Raw genomic sequence first — 21,696 nt, forward strand, 5'->3', positions numbered from 1 at the left:
TGCAGCAGCCCCGATGTACTGGAGCAGATTTGTATGACCTATGTATGACCTAGACTTACACCATCTCCTCGGGATGGAATACCTCGTCGAACTTCTCTGCGGTGAGGAAGCCGAGCGCGACGCATGCCTCCTTCAGGCTGATGTTCTCATCGAACGCCTTGTGTGCCGTCTTGGCGGCGTTCTCGTAGCCGATATACGGATTGAGCGCCGTGACGAGCATGAGCGAGCGGTGCAGGTTCTCGTGCATCTTCTCGCGGTTCGCCTTGATGCCGACGGCGCAGCGGTCGTTGAACGACTTGAGGGAGTCGGTGAGCAGGCGTGTCGACTGCAGGAAGTTGTAGATAATGACGGGCATGAAGACGTTGAGCTCGAAATTGCCCTGTGAGGCGGCAAAGCCGATGGCAGCATCGTTGCCCATGACCTGTACGGCGACCATTGTGACGGACTCGCACTGGGTCGGGTTGACTTTGCCCGGCATGATCGAGCTGCCGGGCTCGTTCGCGGGGATGGTGATCTCGCCGAGTCCGCAGCGCGGTCCCGAGGCGAGCCAGCGCACGTCGTTTGCAATCTTCATCATGTTGGCGGCAAGTCCCTTGAGTGCGCCGTGGGCAAAGACGACGGCATCCTTGCTCGTGAGCGCGTGGAACTTGTTCGCTGCAGTGACGAAGGGCTTGCCCGTCAGCTCGCTCGCCGCGCGTGCGACGGCGACATCAAATCCCTTCGGTGCGTTGAGTCCTGTGCCGACGGCGGTGCCGCCGAGAGCGAGCTCGTGGAGGAAGGGGAGGGATGCCTGCAGCTGTTTCTTCGACTGCTCAAGCATATCAAGCCAGCCGCTGATCTCCTGCATGAAGGAGATGGGGACGGCGTCCTGCAGATGCGTGCGTCCCGTCTTGACGATGCCGTCGTTCTCTGCCATGAGGCGACGGAAGGTTGCGGCGAGGAGGTCGATCGCGGGGAACAGCCCGTCCTCGATGGCGATGACGGCGGCGATGTGCATGGCGGTCGGGAAGGTGTCGTTCGAGCTCTGCGACATATTCGCATGGTCGTTCGGATGGAGGATTTTCTCCCCCGCGATCTCGTTGCCGCGGTTCGCGATGACCTCGTTGACGTTCATATTGGACTGCGTGCCGCTGCCCGTCTGCCATACGGCGAGCGGGAAGTGGGCGGCAAGCTTGCCGTCGAGGATCTCATCACATGCCTTGCAGATGGCAGAGAGTCGTTTTTCGTCCAGTTTGCCGAGCGTGTGGTTCGCGATGGCAGCGGATTTTTTCAGGATGCCGAATGCGTGGATGATCTCGGCTGGCATCTTCTCGATGCCGATGGGGAAGTTCTCGAAGCTGCGCTCCGTCTGCGCCGCCCAATACTTGTCTGCGGGGACCTTGACCTCGCCGAGGGAATCGTGCTCAATGCGATACTCCATGGATATGAACCTCCTATCATGTAGAAAAGGAATATTCTGATAGGAATAGTATAGCACAAAATATTAAAATTGAGAATATTTATCTATTTATTTTTTTCACAATGGATTGTGCGAGGATGCCGATGCCCGTGCCGGTCAGGATGCCGACAACGCCGAGGAGCGGAGCGTAGAGGAGGAGTGCGCTGCTCTCCATGACAGCGGCGGCGACGAACAGCTGCGCCATGTTGTGGAGGAGTCCGCCGACGGCGCTGATGCCGATGAGAGAAAGCTGCGAATGCCGCAGGAGGAGGGCCATCGCAGCAAAACTCGCCAGTCCGCCCGCCATGCTGTAGAGGAGTGGGGCGAATCCGCCGCCAAGGAAGGTGGATAGGAAGATGCGCAGGAGCAGGACGGCGGCAGCGTCGCGCGTACGCGGCAGGATGCGGAGCGCGATGAGGGTGACGATGGCGGCCAGCCCAAGTTTCGCGCCCGGTACAGGAAACGGCAGGGGGAGAAAGCCCTCTAGGAGGAAGAGGATGAGGGAGAGCGCAGTGAGGAGGGCGATGCGCGCCGTAAGACGAAGTGGTCTCATATCATTTCACTTCGATCAGGAGTTTGTGCGGGAGGCAGGCGATCACGTCGCCCTTTTTCTCCGCGCGTCCCGTCCGCACGCAGACCTGATCGGGGCAGTCCGCATGGACGACGGCAATACTCTCCCCCTCAATGCGGATCGTGTTCTCGCCGTGTGCGTCCGCAATCGGTATGTCCTCCGTCCCCGTGTGTCCCGTGAGCGGGATGTCATAGAGCTGTGTGCCGTCCTGCGTGATGACCGCGTGACGTGCTGCACCGTCCGTGCGCAGCGCAAAAAATATTGCGCCGATCCCGCAGAGGAGGAGCAGCGCAGCGATCAGTATGAGGTCATTTTTCTTCATGGTCAGTCCTGCCTTGACGAATGTTTTTTATCACAGTACAATAAATAAGGAATTACTGCATGTATCAGTGCTTCGATAAACAGCAATTTTCTCAAATCCCCTGACTGAGCTCGCGCTGCCAATAGGCGAGGTCGGACTCGTTCAGCGGGAGGTCGACGGTCTGCCCGTTGTCGTAATAGAAGCGCAGTCGAACGCTCACTGCCTTGCGGATGGCGGGCAGGCCGGCGCGCGGGAACACGAGGAACATCTTGTTCTCGTTCTTGTAGGGGCTGTCCGCACCCTCCACGGGATGCGGTGTATACTTTGTCGCCGCCTTCATCTCCCACGCCGCTCCGTCGGTGTAGAGGATGACGTCGGGCAGAAACTTCGCACTGTCGTAGCGATAGTCGAGCAGGGACAGCGTCGCGCCCTCAAGCCGGCCCTCTCCGGTATAGGATGCGCGAAAATCAATGGTCGCGTACGCAGAGAGACTGCGCGCACTGCGATGATCGATACGGTACGTGTACGAGAGCCCGAAGATGCCGACGAGGATGAGGAGCAGGGCGACGACGACGATCAGTTGGCGAAAGATGCTGAGCACAGGAACGCTCCTTTCTTGATTGGGATGATTATAGCATAGGGGAAATGATTTTGTCAGCAGTTTCCCGTGGGATGTGCAGGGGGGATGCTTGGGAAATGGATACGGAGGGGAAGCCATCATGGCGGTAAAGTTATTTGTGTCGGATCTGGATGGTACGATGCTGCCAAACGGCAATGTCGTTTCAGCAGAGAATATCGCGGCTGTGCAGTGTGCCGTGCGTGCGGGGGTCACCGTGACGATTGCGACGGGGCGCATGTTCGAGGCGGCACTGCCCGTCGCTGAGGCGCTCGGCGTCGATGTGCCGATCATCGCCTACAACGGGGCGCTCATCAAGAGCCCGAGCGGACACATCTATGAGGAGTATGCTCTCGACCCGATGCTTGCACGGGACATTATCACCTTTGCACAGGCACGGGGCTGGTACATTCAAAGCTACAGCGGTGGTGTGCTGCGCTATGCCGTCACCTGTGAGGAGTCGCGTTTTTACGAGGATTCACAGAAGATCACCGGCAAGGCTGTTGGGAGAGATGGAATGCTTGCGTACGTGACAGGAAACTGCAAGCTGCTCCTCGTGACGGAGGGGCGCGCCGTGAGTGAGGCGCGTGCACAGATGCTCCTGGATGCGTTCGGCGCACACATCGGCGTGACGCGTTCGGCAGATCGGCTTGTCGAGATCGTTGTGAAGGGCGTCTCGAAGGCATCGGCACTCACGGCACTCGCGGCAAAGCTGGATATCCCCATTGCGGAGACAATGGCGATCGGCGATGCGTACAACGACCTGCCCATGCTGAAGGCAGCAGGCACGAGTGTTGCAATGGGGAACGCCTTCCCCGAGGTCAAGGCGGAGGCAGACTGCGAGACGCTGTCCTGCACGGAGAATGGCCTTGCGGCGGCAATCTATACGTATGTGCTCGGCATGGGTGCGGATGCACCTGTACCAATGCGGAGAGGATAAAGGCATGGCGATCAAACTCATCGCACTCGATCTCGACGGCACGCTCCTGACCTCGGACAAGACGATTACGGTGCGGACGAAGGACATCCTTGCACGCGCCATGGCACGCGGCGTCACCGTCACCATTGCGACGGGGCGGATGCTGTGCTCCGCGCTCCATTTCGCGCGGCTGCTCGGCTCGCGTGCGCCCGTCGTCTGCTGCAACGGGGCATACGTCGGCACGGGGGCGGATGCGCCGCTCTTTGCCCGCTATTTTGACCCCGCATTTGTCGGCGAGTTCCTGACGTTCTGCTACGCGCGGGACTGGTATGTGAACTGGTACAGCGGGGCGGAGATCTATGCGCCCACGTACCGGGAGGACTATTTCACCGCCTATCGGACGACGGCGAATTTCGTGGTGACGGAGGTGGGAAGCGGCTATCTCGGCTGCACGGAGAACGTACCGCAGTTCGTCCTGCGCGAGATGAAAAGCGGGGTTGACTCCTACGTCAGCGAGGTGCGGGCGCACTTCGGCGGACGCCTTGTGCCGCAGCAGAATACGGGCACGAGCGTTGACATCAACCCGCCCGGCATCAACAAGGCGGTCGGCGTGCAGGCGCTTGCGGACGCGATGGGGCTGACACTCGATGAGGTCATGGTTGCAGGCGATGCGGACAACGATGTGGAGATGCTCTCGATGGGCGCATTTTCTGTCGTCCCGGCGAATGGACTCCCCGTGGCGAAGGAGCACGCATCCTATGTCACGGCATCCAACGATGAAAACGGAATTGCCGCCGCTGTGGAAAAATTTGTACTGTAGGAGGTGACGATGATGGATATAAAACATCCCGCAGAGAAATTCCGTCCCGTGATCGTGACGGGACTGTCGGGGGGCGGAAAGTCGCTCGCCGCGCGCTATATGGAGGATCTCGGCTACTTTTGCGTGGACAACCTCCCGCCGGTATTCATTCCAAAGTTCATTAATCTCTGTCGTGAGACGCACGGGCAGATCAGCCGTGCCGCCATCGTGGTGGACACGCGCAGCCGCGAGTTCTTCGACGACTTCGTGCGCGTGCTCGGTGAGCTGGATGCGGGCGGTGTGCCCTACGAGCTGCTCTTTATCGAGGCCTCGGACGATGTGATCATCCGTCGCTACAAGGAGACGCGGCGGCCACATCCGCTCGCCCCGGATGCGCGCATCTCCGAGGGCGTGACGCGCGAGCGGAACCGCCTCGCGCCCATACGGGAACGTGCGACGCAGATCGTCGACACATCGAAGCTGCGCAAGGCGGAGCTGCGCGACATCATCCGCCGCCACTACGATGCGCCGGGCGCGGATGCGCAGATGAGCGTGAACATCCTGTCGTTTGGCTTTAAGTACGGCATCCCGCTCGATGCCGATCTCGTCTTTGACGTGCGCTTTTTGCCGAACCCGTTCTACATCGACTCCCTCCGCAGCAAGAGCGGCACTGTTCCGCAGGTCGCGTCCTACATCGAGTCATGGGATGTGACGCAGAAGTTCGAGGAACATCTCGACAACTTCGTCGATTTTCTCCTGCCGCAGTATGTGAAGGAGGGGAAGAGCCAGCTCGTGATCGCCGTCGGCTGTACGGGCGGGATGCACCGCAGTGTCTTTATCGCAAAGCATCTCTATGACCGCATCAAGAAACACTATGCGGCGCATCTGGAACATCGCGACCTCATGAAGAATGAGGTGCGGGAACACGTGAGCGAGGGATGACGAATCCATGCATTTGATGAAATGGCTCTATCCCGGCATGGGGTTCAAGCGCTGGCTCTTTGTCTTTGCGCTCGGAACGCTCCTTGTCGGACTCGGGGCTGCACTGATCTTTAACTACAAGTACATTGACTCCATCGAGGAGGCAATCTTCCGCTTTGTCTATACGTGGCAGGGCAGCTATGACTACGGTTTCACAGTTGTGGCAGGCGTGCTTGCGTCTCTTGTCGGCAGTGTACTCATGCTCGTGGCGACGCGCCACGTTATCCGCTCCGTCATCACGGCTCTGATGCCCGAGGGAACGTCGGCGCGCCTCGTTGATCTGGTCTATGAAAAAACGCGGCTCAGCCGCGGCCCGACCGTCACGGTGATCGGCGGCGGACATGGGCTCTCGGTGCTCCTGCGCGGTATCAAGGAACTGACGAGCAACGTGACCGCTGTCGTGACGGTGGCGGACGATGGCGGCTCCTCAGGGCGCCTGCGCGAGGAGCTCGGCATCATCCCGCCGGGTGATCTGCGCAACTGTCTCGTCGCGCTTGCCGATACCGAGCCACTGATGGAAAAACTCTTTCAGCACCGCTTTGAGGGCTCAAGCGACCTCGCGGGACACAGCTTCGGCAATCTCTTCCTCGCGGCGATGGCGGAGGTCACGGGTGACATGGAGACGGCGCTGCGCGAGTCCTCGAAGGTTCTCGCGGTCAAGGGACGTGTCCTGCCCGCATCGAAGGAGTCCGTGCGGCTCGACGCGATCCTCGAGGACGGAACGGTCGTCGAAGGCGAGTCACGCATCCCCGAGGCGCCGGGACGCATCCGCCGTGTGCGCCTGTTCCCACAGAATGTCGCGCCCGTACCCTCCGCCCTCGAGGCGATCCGCACGGCGGATGCGATCATCCTCGGCCCCGGCAGTCTCTATACGAGCATCATGCCGAACCTCCTCGTCAGCGGTGTCGCCGAGGAACTGCGCAAAAGCAATGCCCTCAAGATCTACATCTGCAACGTGATGACCCAGCCCGGTGAGACTGACGGCTATACAGCGTCCATGCACGCAGAGGCGATCCTCAAGCACGCAGGGCGCGGGACAATCGACTTCATGCTCGTCAACAACGCGCCGATCTCTGCCGAGCTGCGCAAACAGTACGCCGCACAGGACATCTACCCCGTTGCCGTGGACGAGGAGGCGATCAACGCCCTCGGCATCGGATTCGTCGCGGCGGACATCATCAGTCAGACGGATGCCGTGCGCCACGATCCCGACAAGCTCAGCCGCAACGTCATGCGCATGGTCTACGACTTTCGGGTGAACTGAGATGCCGTCCTTTGCTGCGGATGTGAAAAATGCGCTCTCGCGCACGGATGTCGACCGTGCCTGCTGCCAGACGGCAGAGCTCGCGGCACTCCTGCGCATGGGCGCCTCTGTGCAGACGGACGGTGCGCGTGGGGCGGGGCTGCGCTTTACGGCGGCGAGTGCCGCTGTGGCGCGCCGCGTCATCCGTCTGCTGCGCGCGATGGACGGCGCGATTGAGACCTCTGTTGCGATGGAGCGCATGCCGCAGCTGCGGCGGCGCACCTACATCGTCAATATTGCCGCCGGCGCAGCGGTGACGCCGCTGCTCGCGCAGCTCGGCTTTGCCGGAGGGAGTCTGCGCAGCACGAGCGATCTCGCCCTGCTTCGTAAAAAATGCTGTCGTGCCGCCTATCTGCGCGGCGCATTTCTCGGCGGCGGCAGCGTCAACCGCCCCGAGGCAGCGTGCCACCTCGAGATCACGGCGCGGAGCGAGGAGATGGCGCGCGCACTCCATACACTCCTGCGTCGCCTGCACTTCCCTGTCGGGCTGACCGACCGCCACGAGATGTACGTTGTCTATCTCAAGGAGGGCGATGCCGTCATGGATTTCCTCTCGCTCATCGGCGCGGAGGAGGCGGCAGAGGAGATCGAGGTCGCGCGCAACCTCAAAGAAGTGCGCGCACAGGTGAACCGCCTCGTCAACGTCGAGACGGCGAACCTCCAGCGCGCGGTGGATGCGGCAGCAGATCAGCTCGCGGCGATTGAGCGGCTGGCGCGCAGCGGACGGCTCGCCGCGCTGCCTGCCGACCTGCGCGAGACGGCAGAGATGCGGCGCGCCCATCCCGAGATCAGCATGGCAGAGCTGGCGGCACTCTGCCACATCAGTAAATCAGGCATGAGTCATCGTCTGCGGAAGATCCGCAAGGCGGCGGAGGAGGAACAGAATTGATGCGAGGTATTGCGCGGCGGCTCACCCATGGACTGCCGCTGCCGCTGCTCATTATTTTGGCGGCTGCTGCATGGCTGCTGACGGCACAGCCGTCGGGCTTTCCCATACTGGAATATCACATGGTGAAGGATGACGCAAAACCGGATGAGGTGCGCTACGCCGTTCCGCCCGAGGAGTTCGCCGCACAGCTGGACTACCTCGCGCAGGAGGGCTATACGACCATCACCCCGCAGGACTATGCACGCGCGCGCAAGGGCAAGCAGGAACTGCCTGCAAAGCCCGTGATCCTCTCCTTTGATGATGGCTATGAGGACAACTGGCGCGTCGTGTTCCCGATGCTGCAGGAGCGCGGGATGAAGGCGGTGTTCTACGTCGTGACGAACGACATCGGTCAGCCCGGCTACATGACGTGGGACAACCTGTTTGATCTGGAGCGGAGCGGCATGGAGATCGGCAGCCATACGGCAAATCACATCCCGCTCACAACGCTCACGCCGACAGAGCAGCGCGACGAGCTGCGGCTCTCCAAGCTGCTCCTCGAGTGGCGCGGGATGAAGACGATCTACAGCTTTTCCTATCCGAACGGAGCGTATGACGATACCGTCGTGGCCATGCTCGCGGAGGAGAACTACCTGACGGCGGTGACGGGCGAGGCGGGACTCAATACGTTCGAGACGAATCCGTATCGCCTGCATCGCGTCAACATCCCCGCGCCGCATCTCGGGCTGACAGAGTTCCGCCTGCGGCTGCTGAAGGCAGACCTCGCGGCGCGTGCCGCCGTGCGGGTGGCAGAGCTGCCCGAGGGACTGCGTGCACCGATCGAGAAGCTGTGCAGCGCGGTGCGTGGACATTGATAAGGAAAGGGACTATAGGGGAATGAACAAGGGAATCAAGGGACTATGGGCGGCAGCAATGGCTGCTGTCCTTCTTTGCGCGGGGCATGCGGGAGCTGACCCGCAGCACAGCGAGGGGGCCACTGTGGTACGCGAGCGCGGTGCGGCGGAACAAAATATCCATGAGCGCACGGCAGGAAAGACGAATATCCGTGAACGCGTCGCGGGCATCATCGGAGAAACGACGCCGCCGCAGAACCGTGTATTTGCCTCCGGCAGCTCGCGCATGATGCGACGCTGGGATGTGAGGGCGGAGGATATCGGCGGGACACTGCTCTTTTCAGACAGCCCGGAGTATGTCAAGGAGAGCGGCATCCTCTATCGCGACACGGTGGAGGGCGATGCACGCGTTCTCTACTATCATCTGAACGACACGGCACAGCCGAAGAAGGTCGCTGTCATTCTCGAGACGGATGCCGACCTCGCCATCGTCTCCGTTACGCGCGGGGGCGCGAGCACGCCGAGCACAGACTACCTGCGCGTCGGCAAGGCAACACAGATCGCCTACTTTGATCCCGCGCAGTACGAGGAGCGCATCTACGTGGCAAAGGAGCGGCCGCGCCTTCTCTCCCCTGTGATGAATACGACCGTGCTTGCGCCCGGCGAGCTGGTCTACGGTGTCTACGACTTTCACGCCAATGCCCCCGTGCGTGTCTCCGTTGTCATGTACGGGGCGGATGTCGATCCGTTTTCCTTCCTGCGCACGGCGCGTGTCCTGCCGCGCGATGAGGTCGCTCTGCGCGGCACGTTCCAGCGTATGGACCGCATCGTCACACTGCCGCGCGCCTACGCTCCTATGCGGGACGGCGCGGCGTATTTCCCCATCGGCGACAACGTTCACGATCTCTATCGCAGCGGCGTGGATGCAACGGATGGAACGCCCGTTGTCAACTACGGCAACTACGGTATCCTCTACCACATTGTACTGCCCATTATGGGGCGCGGGCAGGTGCGCTGCTTCCTCAGCCCGCTCGGCGGCGTCTATGCGGGCGCGGTGACGGCTGTCAGCGACGGACAAAGCCGCCTCATCGAGACGCCTGCGTCACGGGCGTACTTCGGCGACCAGACGCTGCCCGAACCGCCGCAGATCGCAAAGGCACGCACGGAAGGACTGCTCGTCCTCACGCAGTATACGGAGCTGGCCGATCTTGGGACGTACAGCGCCGTTCATCCCGTCACCTTTGCCTACTCGCCGCCGGGGGCATCGAATCTGCCCGTGAATATCATTCTCCTGCCCGAATAACGAAAAAAAATCTTTATCATGAGAAGGTATTTTTTTATCTCTGTGGAATAAATAAGTGACAATGAAAGAGAGCATGATCCTCGGGGTGGATCAGGGAGGAAGAGATATGGCAGAAGCAGTGAAAGAGACCAAGGGTGCAGCGGAGACGGTTGGAGCGAAGATCGATCACGAGCGCCTGATGACGTCGATCGAGCAGATCGCGACATCGACCCAGACCGTCTTTCAGGCGATCGAGCAGGTCGCCAAGAGCGCGACGGAGCTCGCAAAGGCAGGGCAGGAGTCCGTCCAGCAGGCGAAATTCCTCCAGGAGCGCAACGCCGACACGATCAAGGTCATCGACTTCATCACGAACATCGCGGGACAGACGAATCTGCTCGGTCTGAACGCAGCCATCGAGGCGGCGCGTGCGGGTGAGCAGGGGCGCGGCTTTGCCGTCGTTGCCGAGGAGGTGCGCAAGCTCGCCGAGCAGTCGCGTGAGGCGACGGAGCGCATCCAGGTGACGCTGACAGAGATGAACCGTGCGGTCGAGGACATCTCGCATTCCATCGAGACGACGGGCTCCATCAGTGAGCAGCAGGCAGCCTCCACGCAGGAGATTACGGCAAACCTCTCGCAGGTGACGCGTGCCACCGAGCAGCTCAGGGACTACGTCAAGAGCCTCGCATAAGCAGTGCATACAAAAGGACGGCAGACGAAGCGGTGACTTCATCTGCCGTCCTTTTTGCGTATCGCTTTACTTCTTCTTTTCCTTGTCCTTGGCGCGCGCCTTTGCCGCCTTCTCCTTCGCCTTTGCCTTATCCGTCGTCTTCTTCTCCTGCTGATACTTTGCGTAGTCCACGCCCATGCTCGCGAGCTTGTGCTTGATCGCCATGACGGGGTGGCGCAGGAACATCCCGCGCTGTGCGGACTTCATGATCGTAAGGAAGTCCTGCGTCGCCTTCGCACCGAAACACGGACGGTCGCAGCGGTCGCAGATCGGCTTTGTGATGCCGTAGGGGCAGCGATCCATTTTCGTAAACACCGTCGCAAGCAGCGCCGTGCAGGCGGGGCAGAGCTTGCCGTTCTTCGGCTTGTGATGCTTCGCACAGTAGACGGCGAAGGTCTTGCGGATGTTCTCCTTCTCCTTCGGGATGTTATTCTTCAGCTCGGGCGGCTTGCGCTTCGGCAGGAAACGTGAAAAAATACTCATCGGGTTCACCTATGCTTTCGTTTCGTGTTCTTGTATTTTTCTCTCCGTTTTGACATTTTACCGATTTTTAGAAGAAAATGCAAGGAGTAAGGGAGCGTGACTTTTCATGATAAATGGGGTACAATAAAGCGCAAAGAGATAGGAGGATATGATGCGCACAACAGACAGACGGCGGATGAGCAGTGCACCCGCAGACGATCAGCCCGTGGAGGGGGTTGAAGAGGGACAGCTGCGCAAACTGCTGACCAATACGATCAACACGATCGAGGACAACAAGACCCAGATCTTTGACATCTATGAAAATACGCGCAGGGAAGTGGAGGGAGCACGGCGCCGTCTCCTGGAGCTGAAAGAACACGTCGCTGCGACCATTGAACGTGTAGATGCACTTACCGCAGAGGAGCAGCAGGCCAAGCGGCGTCTCGCCGAGGTGAGCGAGAAGTTCACGGAATATACGGAGGATGAGATCCGCAAGACGTACGAGGCGGTTTCCATCATCCAGATCAACCTTGCGATTGAGCGCGAGAAAGAGCAGTCCATGCGTGTGGAACGTGACAAGCTTGAGATACGTCTGCGCTATCTTGGCAATGTGGTCGCCCGTGCGGAGCAGATGGCGCTCTCTATCGGCTCGGTACTCAGCTATCTCAGCACACAGGTGAGCGGGGTGATCTGGCAGATCGAGGCGGTACAGAAGGATAAGTTTGTCGGTGCGCGCATCATCAAGGCGACCGAGGAGGAGCGTTACCGCATCTCGCGCGAGATCCACGACGGCCCCGCGCAGGATCTCGCGAACAGCCTGTTCACGACGACCATTGTCGAGCGGCTGATGGATCAGGACATGGCGGAGGCGAAGAAAACGCTCGAAGAGCTGCGCGGCGAGATTCGCAAATGCCTGACGAGCGTCCGCCAGATCATCTTCGATATGCGGCCGATGGCACTCGACGATCTCGGCCTCCCGCAGGCGGTGGAGCAGCTGATCGCCCTCTTTGGCGAGCGCGGAAAACTGCACGGGACATTCAGCCTAGAGGGCGACTACTATGCCCTGCCAAAACATGTGGAGATCGCCGTGTTCCGCATCGTACAGGAGGCACTCAACAACGTCGTTCAGCATGCGCGGACGGATAAGGTGCGCGTGCGCATGCACTACACGCCGCAGGCGCTCACACTCCTGATCGCGGATGAGGGCGTCGGGTTTGCTCCCGATCAGATCGACGAGCCCGAGGATGAGGCGGAGAGCGATTCGCTCGACATGGAGGCGCAGCGCAGGCGGCGCGGGCGGCACTTCGGCATGATCGGCATGGAGGAGAGAGCAAAGCTCATCGGCGCCGAGATCCAGATCCTCTCCGAGCCGGGCAAGGGGACGAAGGTGCATCTGCGCGTGCGCAACCGCATGGTGGAGGACGCGTGAGCGCACCGATTGCCGAGGCTTTGCTCCGCTATGCGGGGCTGGGCGTTGCCCCCTATCACACGCCGGGGCACAAGGGCGGGCGCGGAGTACATCCGCTGCTGCGTCGACTGCTGACGGACGAGGGACTGCGCGCGGATGTCTCGCTCTCGGCAGAGCTCGATGACTTCCATACGCCGACGGGCTGCATCCGTGCGGCGGAGGAGCTGGCGGCGCGCGCATACGGTGCGAACGAGGCATACTTTATGGTGAACGGGACGACGGGCGCTGTCCACACGATGCTGATGGCGGCGGCCGCGCCCGGCGATACCATCCTCGTACCGCGCAACGCACATCGCTCCATCGTCGGCGCGATGATCCTCACGGGCGTGCGCCCCGTCTGGCTTGCCCCCGAGATTGACACACGGCTCGGGATCGCGATGGGCGTATCGTATACGACGGTGGAACGCGCGGTGCGGGAGCATCCCGAGGCGCGTGCCGCGCTCCTCATCCATCCGACCTACTACGGAGTGACCTCGGAGCTGTCGGCGATTGCCGCGCACCTTCACGCGCACGGGATGCTCCTCCTCACAGACAGTGCGCACGGGGCGCATTTTGCCTTTGCGGAGGAGCTGCCGCCGTCTGCCATGGCGGCGGGCGCAGATCTCTCGGCGGAGAGCACGCACAAGATGCTCGGCTCGCTGACGCAGACCTCGATGCTCCTCGCACGCGGCGGACGCGTGCCGCCCGCGCGGATTCGCGCAGCATCGGGCGTACTCCAGACGACCAGTCCAAATGAAATCTTTCTCGCGGCCCTCGATCTGGCGCGGGAGCAGATGGAGCAGGAGGGAGCAGAGCACCTCGGGGCACTCATTCGCCGTGCCGATGATTTGCGGCAGCGCATCAATGACATTCCGGGACTGTGGGCCTTCGGTGCAGAGCACATGGGGGCGCCCGGGATGGAGGCGCTCGATCGCACCAAGCTCACCGTGCAGGTGATGGGGCTCGGCATGACGGGCTTTGCGGCAGAGGAGGAGCTGCGGCGGCAAGGGATCGCCTGTGAGCTGGCGGATGCGCGCAACGTGCTCTTTCTTCTCTCCTATGCGGATGGCGCACAGGAGACGGAGCGGCTCTATGCGGCGCTGCACACGATGGCGGAGACCTGTGCGCCGCTCTGCACCTCGCGCGGAGCGGGGGAGGCGGCGCTCTGCGCGCTGCCCCCGCTGCCGGAGACAGCACTCACGCCGCGTGAGGCGTATTTTGCGCGCACGGAGCACGTATCTGTGACGCATGCCGTGGGGCGTACAGCGGCAGAGACGATTGTGTTCTATCCGCCGGGCATTCCCGTCCTCGCGCCCGGTGACGTGATCGACGCAGAGACGCTCCGCTATCTGCAGATGATGCGCGCGATCGGTGCGCGTGTCGTGGGGGCGGCAGACGCGACTCTCGATACGGTGACGGTAATTGCGAAAGGATAAGTATGGCACGCGGAAAGCTCTTTATCATCGAAGCGGGCGACGGCTCGGGCAAGGAAACGCAGACGCGCCTTCTCACGCAGCGGCTCATACGCGAGGGTCATCGCGTACGCGCCGTTACCTTTCCCGACTACGCGGCGGATGCGTCGATGCCCGTGCGGATGTACCTGCGCGGTGACTTCGGCACGCAGGCGGACGAGGTGAATCCGTATGCTGCCTCGACCTTCTTTGCCGTTGACCGCTACGCCTCCTATCGGATGAAGTGGAGAGAGGACTATGCGGCGGGGATGATCATCCTCGCCGACCGCTATACCACATCGAACATGGTGCATCAGGCCGTGAAGATCGGGGATGCGGCGGAGCGCGATGCCTTTCTCGACTGGCTTTATGACTTCGAGTTCAACAAGCTCGGACTGCCCGTCCCCGACGCCGTATTCTTCCTCGATATGGAGCCGTGCGCGGCAGAGCGCCTGCTCACCGCGCGCGCACAGGCGAAGGGAGAGACGCCCGACATTCACGAGCGCGACGCGGACTACCTGCGCCGCACTCACGATGCCTATGTCCTGCTCACCGCACGCTGCGGCTGGGTGCGCATCCCATCGAGCGCGGACGGCGTACCGCTCCCCATCGAGGAGATTCATGAACGGCTGTATGCGGAGGTGGGGAAGTTTTTGACGACGGGGAGAGAATCTCATGCCTGAAATTAGCCTATTCTTTGGTATCCGTATTACGATTTACCACAACAACCATAATCCCCCGCATATCCATGCAGAATATGCAGGGAATAAAGCCACGATAGATATTCAGAATGCCAGTATTTTGAATGGCTACCTTCCCAACCGACAGCTAAAACTCGTCTTGGCATGGTGTGTTCTCTATCAGGATGAACTCATGCAGGACTGGGAATTGGTCAAGGCTGGCAGAGAGCCTAATCCGATTCCGCCGATGATAAGGAGGTGAGGAAGATGGATTCTCGGTTTTTCCCCGAAGTACTGCAGGTTGTCCCAGGGGATAACTACACCGTCTATGCGTATTTCAACGATGGCACGGTGCGCCGTTACGATGCGTCGGAGCTCGTCATGCGCTCGGGCATCCTCGCACAGCTTCGTGACCGTAAGGTATTCGTGGATCGTCTGACGGTGATGAACGGTACAGTTGCATGGGATATCGCCGGCAATCGCGATGAAACGAAATGTATCGATATTGATCCGTTTACGGTCTACGCATCACCCGTGGTGAATGACCCGCTGGAAGAAGCTGTATGAAGCCTCTCCGTATTACGATAGGAAAGTCAGTATCCTGTAAACGAAAAAGCCTCCCCCGTTTACGGGGGAGGGGGACCGCGTGAGCGGTGGAAGTGGCGAATACAGTGACGTGTCAGGATGAGGAGTGTAAGAGCCGATTGTGATCAAAGAAGTCATCATTGTCGAAGGGAAGATGGACGTTGCGGCGGTGCGGCGTGCCGTCGATGCGGACTGCATCATCACCGACGGATTTCGCCTGCGCAATGCGGCGATCAAAAATATCCGTGCCGCCTATGAAAAGCGCGGTATCATCATCCTCACCGATCCCGATACAGTCGGTGAGCGCATCCGTGCGCGCCTGACCGAGATATTCCCGCGCGCCCGCCACGCCTTTATCCCCGTGGAGGACGCGACGAATGCGGGAGACGGCGACATCGGCGTGGAGCAGGCATCCCCCGCGGCTGTCCGTGCGGCACTCGAAAAGGTGCGCACGCCGGTGGAAGAACCGGAGGAGACTTTTTCCATGAGCGACATGATGCACGCGGGACTGACGGGAACGGATGACGCCGCCGAACGGCGCGCACAGGTCGGACGCCGCTTGGGCCTCGGCTTTGCGAATGCCAAGACCTTTCTGCGCCGTCTCAACACTTACGGCACTACACGCGCGGAGTTTACTGCCGCACTGGAGGATATGGAATGAATGCAGGTATCCCCGTGATCGCCGACCCAAAGGTCACGCACCACATCCTGAATGCCTTTCACCTGCGCGCGAGCAAGCGGCTTGGGCAGAACTTTCTCGTGGATGCGGGCGTGGTGCGCGCCATCGTGGATGCGGCTGACCTCAGCCCTGCAGATACTGTCCTCGAGATCGGCCCCGGCATCGGTACGCTGACGCAGGGACTCGCTGAAAGCGGTGCCCGCGTTGTTGCTGTCGAGCTGGACAAGAAGCTCCCTGCCGTACTTGCCGAGACGCTGAAAGGCTATGACAATGTGACCATTGTGCCGGGGGACATCCTGAAACTGGACATCCTCCGCATCCTGAACCTCGGTGCGGGAGAGCAGTTCAAAGTCGTTGCGAACCTTCCCTACTACATCACGACGCCGATCCTCATGGCACTCCTTGAACAGCATCTGCCCATCGCGCGTATGGTAACCATGGTGCAGAAGGAGGTCGCCGTCCGTATGACGGCGCGCCCCGGCTCGAAGGACTACGGGGCGCTCTCCATCGCTGTGCAGTACTATACGGATGCGCGCATCGTGATGGACGTGCCGCCGCGCGCCTTTATGCCCGCACCCGAGGTCACGAGTGCCGTCATTGTCTGTCGTGTGTGGGAGACACCTTCTGTCTGTCCAACGGATGAAAAGCTGTTCTTCCGTCTCGTTCGCGCTGCCTTCGGACAGCGGCGCAAAACACTCCTTAATGCACTCACGGGGGCGGGACTGACGAAGGAACTGTGCCGTGCAGGACTTGCGGCGGCAGGGATTGCCGAATCGCTGCGCGGCGAGCAGCTCTCCCTCGCGGACTTTGCGCGGCTCTCTGATGCGGTGGGCGGGATTCTTTCGGAGGAGGAATGACCGTGTTCTTTGACAGCCATATTCATACATCGTTTTCTGCTGACTCTGAGATGCGGGCAGAGGAGGCACTTGTCCGTGCAGAGGAGCAGGGAATCGGACTTGTCTTCACCGAGCACCTCGACTATGACTACCCGTCGGCGGGAAAGGAGCAGTTCATCTTTGATCCCGAGGCGTATTGGACGGCGTACGAGCCCCTGCGCGCAGCGGGGAATCTTTCGTTCGGTGTCGAGATGGGAATGATGGCGAGCGCACGCAAAAAAAACGCCGCGTTCGTGCAGCGTGTTCCGTTTGACTTTGTCCTCGGCTCGATTCACTTTTTGGAGTGCAAGGATCTCTACTATCCTGAGACCTTTGCGGGGCGCGAAAAGGCGGAGATGTACCATGAGTACTTTACCGTCATGCGCGACGAGATCTACGCGCATCCCTTCATCGACGCCCTCGCGCACATCGACTACATCGCGAGGAATGCCACGTTCGCTCATCCCGAGATCAGCTATGGCGACTTCACCGACGACATCGACGCCGTCCTGCGTGCGCTCATCGAGACGGACACCGTCATCGAGATCAACACGCGCCGCTTCTCCGCGCCGCGCGGCATCAAGGAACTCGCGCCCGTCTGCCGCCGCTACCGCGAGCTCGGCGGACGCTATGTCACCATTGGCTCGGATGCGCACGTCCCCGAGGGTGTCGGACGAAACTACGACCGCGCACGCGAGCTCGCCTGTGCCTTTGCTTTGCAGATTGTGACGTTTCGAGAGCGGCAGATGCGTATTTGTGAAGGATAGAACACTATTTTAGTTTGTCCACGCGTTTTTGTGCCTCGCTGTAGACTTGTCCATCGGCGCGAATCCCAATGACAATGACCAACATTTGATGGTTCATGCGTATGAGCTGATAAACAACACGCAGTCCATGCGCCCTTAGCTTAATCTTGAGCAGTCCTGATAAATTGCTAGTCGTATGATTTCCCAAGGGCTTTCCGTAGCCGCCTTCATTCGCCGGAAGTGGATTTTGCGAAACACGCAGGAGTGCTTTTGAAACGATTTTTTGCTGACTGCCGTCGAGGCGGCTGAAGTCCTCTGTCGCCTCCTTGAGAAAACGAACGTCCCAATTCATTCGACTTCAACCTCGGCCATTTGTTCAAGGTCGGCGGCAGAAATCCCGACACTTTGGCAGACATCCTCGAAGGAAACGGTATCTTTTTCGTTATGGTTCTGTAAACGTGCTTCGGCAATTGAAAGTAACTCTGCATCGTATCGTGTCTCCAATATTGCCTCGTATTGTGCGGGCGAGAGCAGAATGCACTCCGGTTCGTTGTTCTTCATCACAACGGTCATGCCGTTTTTCTTCACATTCGAGAAAATCTGTCCTGCCTTTCCACGGTTAAACGCTGTAATTGACACTGTGTTGTTTAGTGGCATTGCGTGTGCCATAGTTCATCCCACCTTTCCTTTTTATCTTACTATATATACAAGAAGAATACAACGAATTTGTCGACCTGCACAAGTGCTTTTGTATGTTGTCTCTCCACCTCTTTCCTGTTATAATACAGTCGAGTGGGGGAGGAGGCTTTTTTGTGCTTAGCAATTTTTTTGTCGCGCTTGGCGGTGTCGTTCCACTCTTCTGTCTGATGGCCGTCGGGCTTTTCGTCAAGCACTCGCGTCTCCTTACCGAGGAAGAACTGAAGCACGTGAACCGTATGGTGTTCCGTGTATTCTTCTTCTTCATGATGTTCTACAACATCTACGTCTCTGACCCGCAGAAGGCGTTTCAGCCGATGCTCATGGTCTTCGGTGCGGGCGGCGTCATCCTGACAGCGCTCGTCTTCGGTGCGATCGTCTGCATGATCGAGAAGGACAATGCACGGCGCGGCCCGATGATCCAGGCGAGCTTTCGCGGCAACTACGTCCTCATGGGCGTCCCGCTTGTCGGCAACATCTTTGGGGACGAGGCGATTGCCATCCCGACCATGATGATCGCCGTCATTGTCCCCCTCTACAACATTCTCAGTGTCTTTATTCTTGAGACATTTCGCGGCAGGAAATTCAACCTGCCGCATATCCTGCGCGGCGTTGTCATGAACCCGATGATTCTCGGCGCGATACTAGGGGCATTGTGCCGCGCCGCAGAACTGCCGATTCCTGCGCCCGTCCTGAAGCCCGTCGCACAGATCGCGGCGGCGACCACGCCTGTCGCACTCATCATCCTCGGGGCGTCATTCCACGGCGGCAGCTATCACACGCATCTGCCCCAGCTCATCTTTTCGGTCGCTGCGCGACTTGTCCTCGTACCTGCCGTCGTACTTGCCTGTGCCGTTGCACTCGGCTTTCGCGGCGTCGAGCTTGTCACGCTCATCGCGATCTTTGCCACGCCCTGTGCCGTTGCGGGCTTTGCCATGGCACAGCAGATGCAGGCGGACGCCGAGCTCGCGGGCAACAGCGTTGTCTACAGCAGCGCACTTTCCTGCTTTACCATCTTCGGCTGGGTATTTTTGTTCAAGACATTGGAGCTGTTCTAAGGAATCACTGATAAAATGAGGTCTGCCAGATTGGCGTAGATTTTTCGTCCGAACGAGGTGGAAAACCGGACGCAGAGTGGTGCTCTGTGGAGGATTTTCCGCCGAAGTGCGGGCAAAAAAGATGCGTCAAGATGGTTGTACCGAATTTATCAGTGCTTCCCTAAAGCCTTTTGCATCAAAATAAAGGAGAATTGTACCATGACGTGGGAAAAGAAACGGGCAGGAGTCTGCGCAGTGGCACTTGCCGCATGGCTTATATGGATGCCGCAGGCAGCACAGGCAAACGAGCCTGCACCAAGCACGGATGCGCCGTATCATGTCGTCGAAGGAGGAGACTTCCGGATGGCGACAACGACCGGAGATCGCCATGGCGAGACATACCGACTGAGCAAATATGACGAGATCAGTGTTCAGATCGTTGGATTTAATTCTGCTATAGGAACTGGGGCACTAAGCAGTGCGGCTCTTGATTCTGTCATGATCGGCCCCGATGGCTACGCCCAGCTCCCCTATGCGGGTTCGCTGCGGTTGGCAGGACTCACACTTGATGAGGCTCGGGACTTGATTTCCGAGCGAATGCACCGCTACCTGCGCTTTCCGGAGCTCTCCGTCGGCGTCAAGACATACGGAAAACGGAACATTTATGTCATGGGAGAGGTGCGAGAGCCAGGCATCAAGGAGATGTCTGCCGACACACTGAACGCGTATGCGGCGATCACCTCGGCAGGCGGCTTTACGAATCGTGGACGCAGCACACAGGTACAGGTGATCCGCGTCGTCGGCGATACAATGTACTATAAACAGGTGAACCTGAAGAACTACATCAAGAAGCATGATCTGACGCAGAACCTAGCACTGCAGGACGGCGATATCGTCTACGTTCCGACCTCGAACGGCATCAAGTTCCAAGAGGATGTCCTGCCGTATCTGAACGTATTTACGATGTATAAAGCATTGGCGGACTAGAAAGAGGACAGCATGGATCGCAACGAAGACTCGATTGATCTCTCAAGACTGTTTCAGATCATGTGCGACCACAAGCCTGTGATCTTCTGCATCGTGGGCGTCTGTACGCTGGTTGCCATCGTGATTTCCTTTCTCTTGCCGAAGCAGTATGAGTCGACGACACTTGTTCAGACACGCACGGCGGCAAAGATGGATATCTCGGGTGCGGCAGGTGCGATGGCAGCACTTGGGCTCGGTGGATTGGGCGGGGGGAGCGTTGCCTCGCCCACGACAAACTACATCGAGCTGATGAAGTCGCGCACCGTGCTCGACCCGATCATTGACTCCATTGATTTTGATACAGAGAAAAAGCCCGACGCAAAGTCCTTCGCTAAGAGCCATCTCGATATCAAGAATACCAAAGGGACAAACCTTATCGAGGTGACGGCGCGCGGAAAAAGCCCTGAGGAAGCACAGCAGATCTCGCAGAATGTCGTCGACAACTTCCTCCTCATGCAGACGGATATGAACCAACAGACGCAGTCTCTCCTTATGAAGTTCCTCGATGAACGCATCAACGGAACGAAGCAGGAGGCGGAAGAAGCTGAGGATAAACTCGCGCAGTTCAGCCGTGAGCATAAGGTATACAGCCCTACCGATCAGGCAAAAGCAGCGATCGAGCAGATGGCCGCGTATGACAAGGAGATTGGCAAGGCAGAGGTTGAGGCTGCCTCGGCACAGGCATCGCTCAGTGCAGCCAACGAAAAACTCGGTGAGCAAAAAAGCGGCAGCAAGGCGTATAGCATCTCTGACAACACGACTGTACAGAAAATACGCGATCAGATTGTCAGCAAGCGCGTCGAGCTCGCCGGGCTCGAGCAGAACTACACAGAGCTGCATCCGAGCGTCCAGAAGGCGCAGAAGGAACTGGATCAGCTGCGTGCGAGCCTCAATGCCGAGGTCATCTCGAGTGTCGACTCCGGGGCGACGACGCTGAATCCGACACACTCCGAACTGAGCAAGGAGCGCGCCCTCGCATCGGTTCATCTTGCGGTGGCACAGGCGAGTGAGCAGGCACTGAAGGCACAGCGCAGCAAGAGAGAAGAGGAACTCGGCACGTTCCCCGACGATGTTGCCGAGTATATGCGCCTTAGTCGCGATGTGAAAATTAAGAACGAAGTCTATGCAAACCTCGTTAAGCAGTATGAGCAAAACCGACTGCAGGCAGCGATGGAGAGCATGGATATCCAGATCATCGACCCGGCGAATCTGCCGGATGAGGATAGACCTGCTGCACCGCGCAAGATGCTGATCACAGCGATTGGTTTTGTTCTCGGCATGCTCCTTTCTATGGGGTACGGCATGCTGACCTATAAACGCGAAGCATAACGACTTTAGGAGGTGTACATATTC

General features: G+C 59.4%; 26 protein-coding genes. 19 read left to right on the forward strand and 7 right to left on the reverse strand.

Annotation, left to right across the window (positions count from 1 at the left end; genetic code table 11):
• Window positions 1-55: 55 nt before the first annotated feature.
• The 4 genes from fumC to AXE86_RS08755 all read right to left on the reverse strand — a co-directional run bounded on the left by fumC (window position 56) and on the right by AXE86_RS08755 (window position 2,911).
• Window positions 56-1,420 carry a class II fumarate hydratase gene (gene fumC / locus AXE86_RS08740; protein ID WP_009754026.1) on the reverse strand — a complete coding sequence of 455 codons (1,365 nt, stop codon included), beginning with the start codon at window positions 1,418-1,420 and terminating at the stop codon, window positions 56-58.
• Window positions 1,421-1,499: 79 nt separating this feature from the next.
• Window positions 1,500-1,991, reverse strand: a complete 492-nt coding sequence (locus tag AXE86_RS08745) for a Gx transporter family protein (protein ID WP_061946297.1) — start codon at window positions 1,989-1,991, stop codon at window positions 1,500-1,502.
• Between the two features lies 1 nt (window position 1,992).
• Window positions 1,993-2,331 carry a NusG domain II-containing protein gene (locus AXE86_RS08750; protein ID WP_050341390.1) on the reverse strand — a complete coding sequence of 113 codons (339 nt, stop codon included), beginning with the start codon at window positions 2,329-2,331 and terminating at the stop codon, window positions 1,993-1,995.
• A gap of 91 nt (window positions 2,332-2,422) precedes the next feature.
• Window positions 2,423-2,911: a hypothetical protein gene (locus tag AXE86_RS08755; protein WP_009754029.1), complete on the reverse strand. Its 489-nt coding sequence runs from the start codon at window positions 2,909-2,911 to the stop codon at window positions 2,423-2,425.
• A gap of 118 nt (window positions 2,912-3,029) precedes the next feature.
• Here AXE86_RS08755 and AXE86_RS08760 point away from each other — a divergent pair, with 118 nt between their 5' ends.
• From AXE86_RS08760 to AXE86_RS08795, 8 genes are all read left to right on the forward strand, one after another.
• Window positions 3,030-3,866: a Cof-type HAD-IIB family hydrolase gene (locus AXE86_RS08760; RefSeq protein ID WP_061946299.1), complete on the forward strand. Its 837-nt coding sequence runs from the start codon at window positions 3,030-3,032 to the stop codon at window positions 3,864-3,866.
• Window positions 3,867-3,870: 4 nt separating this feature from the next.
• Window positions 3,871-4,665 carry a Cof-type HAD-IIB family hydrolase gene (locus tag AXE86_RS08765; RefSeq protein WP_061946301.1) on the forward strand — a complete coding sequence of 265 codons (795 nt, stop codon included), beginning with the start codon at window positions 3,871-3,873 and terminating at the stop codon, window positions 4,663-4,665.
• Between the two features lie 9 nt (window positions 4,666-4,674).
• Window positions 4,675-5,586 carry an RNase adapter RapZ gene (gene rapZ, locus AXE86_RS08770; protein ID WP_009754032.1) on the forward strand — a complete coding sequence of 304 codons (912 nt, stop codon included), beginning with the start codon at window positions 4,675-4,677 and terminating at the stop codon, window positions 5,584-5,586.
• 7 nt (window positions 5,587-5,593) lie between these two features.
• Window positions 5,594-6,889: a gluconeogenesis factor YvcK family protein gene (locus AXE86_RS08775; RefSeq protein ID WP_009754033.1), complete on the forward strand. Its 1,296-nt coding sequence runs from the start codon at window positions 5,594-5,596 to the stop codon at window positions 6,887-6,889.
• 1 nt (window position 6,890) lies between these two features.
• Window positions 6,891-7,817, forward strand: a complete 927-nt coding sequence (gene whiA, locus AXE86_RS08780; protein ID WP_061946304.1) for a DNA-binding protein WhiA — start codon at window positions 6,891-6,893, stop codon at window positions 7,815-7,817.
• Window positions 7,817-8,671, forward strand: a complete 855-nt coding sequence (locus AXE86_RS08785; protein WP_061946306.1) for a polysaccharide deacetylase family protein — start codon at window positions 7,817-7,819, stop codon at window positions 8,669-8,671. Before whiA ends, AXE86_RS08785 begins: the two co-directional genes overlap by 1 nt.
• Before the next feature lie 22 nt (window positions 8,672-8,693).
• A complete protein-coding gene (locus tag AXE86_RS08790) occupies window positions 8,694-9,953 on the forward strand; it encodes a hypothetical protein (RefSeq protein ID WP_061946308.1) in 1,260 nt (419 codons plus the stop codon).
• Between the two features lie 106 nt (window positions 9,954-10,059).
• Window positions 10,060-10,620, forward strand: coding sequence for a methyl-accepting chemotaxis protein (locus AXE86_RS08795; protein WP_039981396.1), 561 nt, complete (start codon window positions 10,060-10,062; stop codon window positions 10,618-10,620).
• Between the two features lie 66 nt (window positions 10,621-10,686).
• On the opposite strand, the gene AXE86_RS08800 is transcribed toward AXE86_RS08795, so the two are convergent.
• Entirely contained in the window at window positions 10,687-11,142 is a 456-nt protein-coding gene (locus tag AXE86_RS08800) for a nitrous oxide-stimulated promoter family protein (RefSeq protein ID WP_009754038.1), read from the reverse strand.
• Window positions 11,143-11,293: 151 nt separating this feature from the next.
• On the opposite strand from AXE86_RS08800, the gene AXE86_RS08805 reads away from it, so the two are divergent.
• The 8 genes from AXE86_RS08805 to AXE86_RS08840 all read left to right on the forward strand — a co-directional run bounded on the left by AXE86_RS08805 (window position 11,294) and on the right by AXE86_RS08840 (window position 17,605).
• Complete coding sequence (locus AXE86_RS08805) at window positions 11,294-12,550, forward strand: sensor histidine kinase (protein WP_157064462.1); 1,257 nt, start codon at window positions 11,294-11,296, stop codon at window positions 12,548-12,550.
• Window positions 12,547-14,004: an aminotransferase class I/II-fold pyridoxal phosphate-dependent enzyme gene (locus AXE86_RS08810; protein WP_061946312.1), complete on the forward strand. Its 1,458-nt coding sequence runs from the start codon at window positions 12,547-12,549 to the stop codon at window positions 14,002-14,004. The genes AXE86_RS08805 and AXE86_RS08810 overlap by 4 nt, the downstream gene beginning before the upstream one ends.
• Before the next feature lie 2 nt (window positions 14,005-14,006).
• On the forward strand, window positions 14,007-14,702 hold the full coding sequence (locus AXE86_RS08815; protein ID WP_061946314.1) for a dTMP kinase: 696 nt from the start codon (window positions 14,007-14,009) through the stop codon (window positions 14,700-14,702).
• A complete protein-coding gene (locus tag AXE86_RS08820) occupies window positions 14,695-14,961 on the forward strand; it encodes a DUF4160 domain-containing protein (protein ID WP_061946316.1) in 267 nt (88 codons plus the stop codon). The genes AXE86_RS08815 and AXE86_RS08820 overlap by 8 nt, the downstream gene beginning before the upstream one ends.
• A 5-nt stretch (window positions 14,962-14,966) precedes the next feature.
• Entirely contained in the window at window positions 14,967-15,266 is a 300-nt protein-coding gene (locus tag AXE86_RS08825) for a DUF2442 domain-containing protein (RefSeq protein ID WP_050341365.1), read from the forward strand.
• Window positions 15,267-15,405: 139 nt separating this feature from the next.
• The gene (gene rnmV / locus AXE86_RS08830) at window positions 15,406-15,945 is read left to right on the forward strand and encodes a ribonuclease M5 (protein WP_061946318.1); all 540 of its coding nucleotides are present in this window, start codon (window positions 15,406-15,408) and stop codon (window positions 15,943-15,945) included.
• Entirely contained in the window at window positions 15,942-16,820 is an 879-nt protein-coding gene (gene rsmA / locus AXE86_RS08835; RefSeq protein WP_061946320.1) for a 16S rRNA (adenine(1518)-N(6)/adenine(1519)-N(6))-dimethyltransferase RsmA, read from the forward strand. The genes rnmV and rsmA overlap by 4 nt, the downstream gene beginning before the upstream one ends.
• Window positions 16,817-17,605 (forward strand): histidinol-phosphatase HisJ family protein, encoded by a 789-nt coding sequence (locus tag AXE86_RS08840; protein ID WP_061946322.1) that lies wholly within the window; start codon window positions 16,817-16,819, stop codon window positions 17,603-17,605. The genes rsmA and AXE86_RS08840 overlap by 4 nt, the downstream gene beginning before the upstream one ends.
• Before the next feature lie 4 nt (window positions 17,606-17,609).
• Here the strand turns inward: AXE86_RS08840 and AXE86_RS08845 are convergent, their stop codons facing one another.
• On the reverse strand, window positions 17,610-17,936 hold the full coding sequence (locus AXE86_RS08845; protein ID WP_061946324.1) for a type II toxin-antitoxin system RelE family toxin: 327 nt from the start codon (window positions 17,934-17,936) through the stop codon (window positions 17,610-17,612).
• On the reverse strand, window positions 17,933-18,253 hold the full coding sequence (locus AXE86_RS08850; protein ID WP_061946326.1) for a type II toxin-antitoxin system Phd/YefM family antitoxin: 321 nt from the start codon (window positions 18,251-18,253) through the stop codon (window positions 17,933-17,935). The genes AXE86_RS08845 and AXE86_RS08850 overlap by 4 nt, the downstream gene beginning before the upstream one ends.
• A 143-nt stretch (window positions 18,254-18,396) precedes the next feature.
• Here AXE86_RS08850 and AXE86_RS08855 point away from each other — a divergent pair, with 143 nt between their 5' ends.
• From AXE86_RS08855 to AXE86_RS08865, 3 genes are all read left to right on the forward strand, one after another.
• Window positions 18,397-19,338 carry an AEC family transporter gene (locus tag AXE86_RS08855; RefSeq protein WP_061946328.1) on the forward strand — a complete coding sequence of 314 codons (942 nt, stop codon included), beginning with the start codon at window positions 18,397-18,399 and terminating at the stop codon, window positions 19,336-19,338.
• A gap of 198 nt (window positions 19,339-19,536) precedes the next feature.
• On the forward strand, window positions 19,537-20,304 hold the full coding sequence (locus AXE86_RS08860) for a polysaccharide biosynthesis/export family protein (RefSeq protein WP_061946330.1): 768 nt from the start codon (window positions 19,537-19,539) through the stop codon (window positions 20,302-20,304).
• Between the two features lie 12 nt (window positions 20,305-20,316).
• Entirely contained in the window at window positions 20,317-21,672 is a 1,356-nt protein-coding gene (locus tag AXE86_RS08865; protein ID WP_061946332.1) for a GumC family protein, read from the forward strand.
• Window positions 21,673-21,696 lie beyond the last annotated feature (24 nt).

The organism is Selenomonas sp. oral taxon 136 (assembly GCF_001554015.1).
Lineage (GTDB): Bacteria > Bacillota > Negativicutes > Selenomonadales > Selenomonadaceae > Centipeda > Centipeda felix.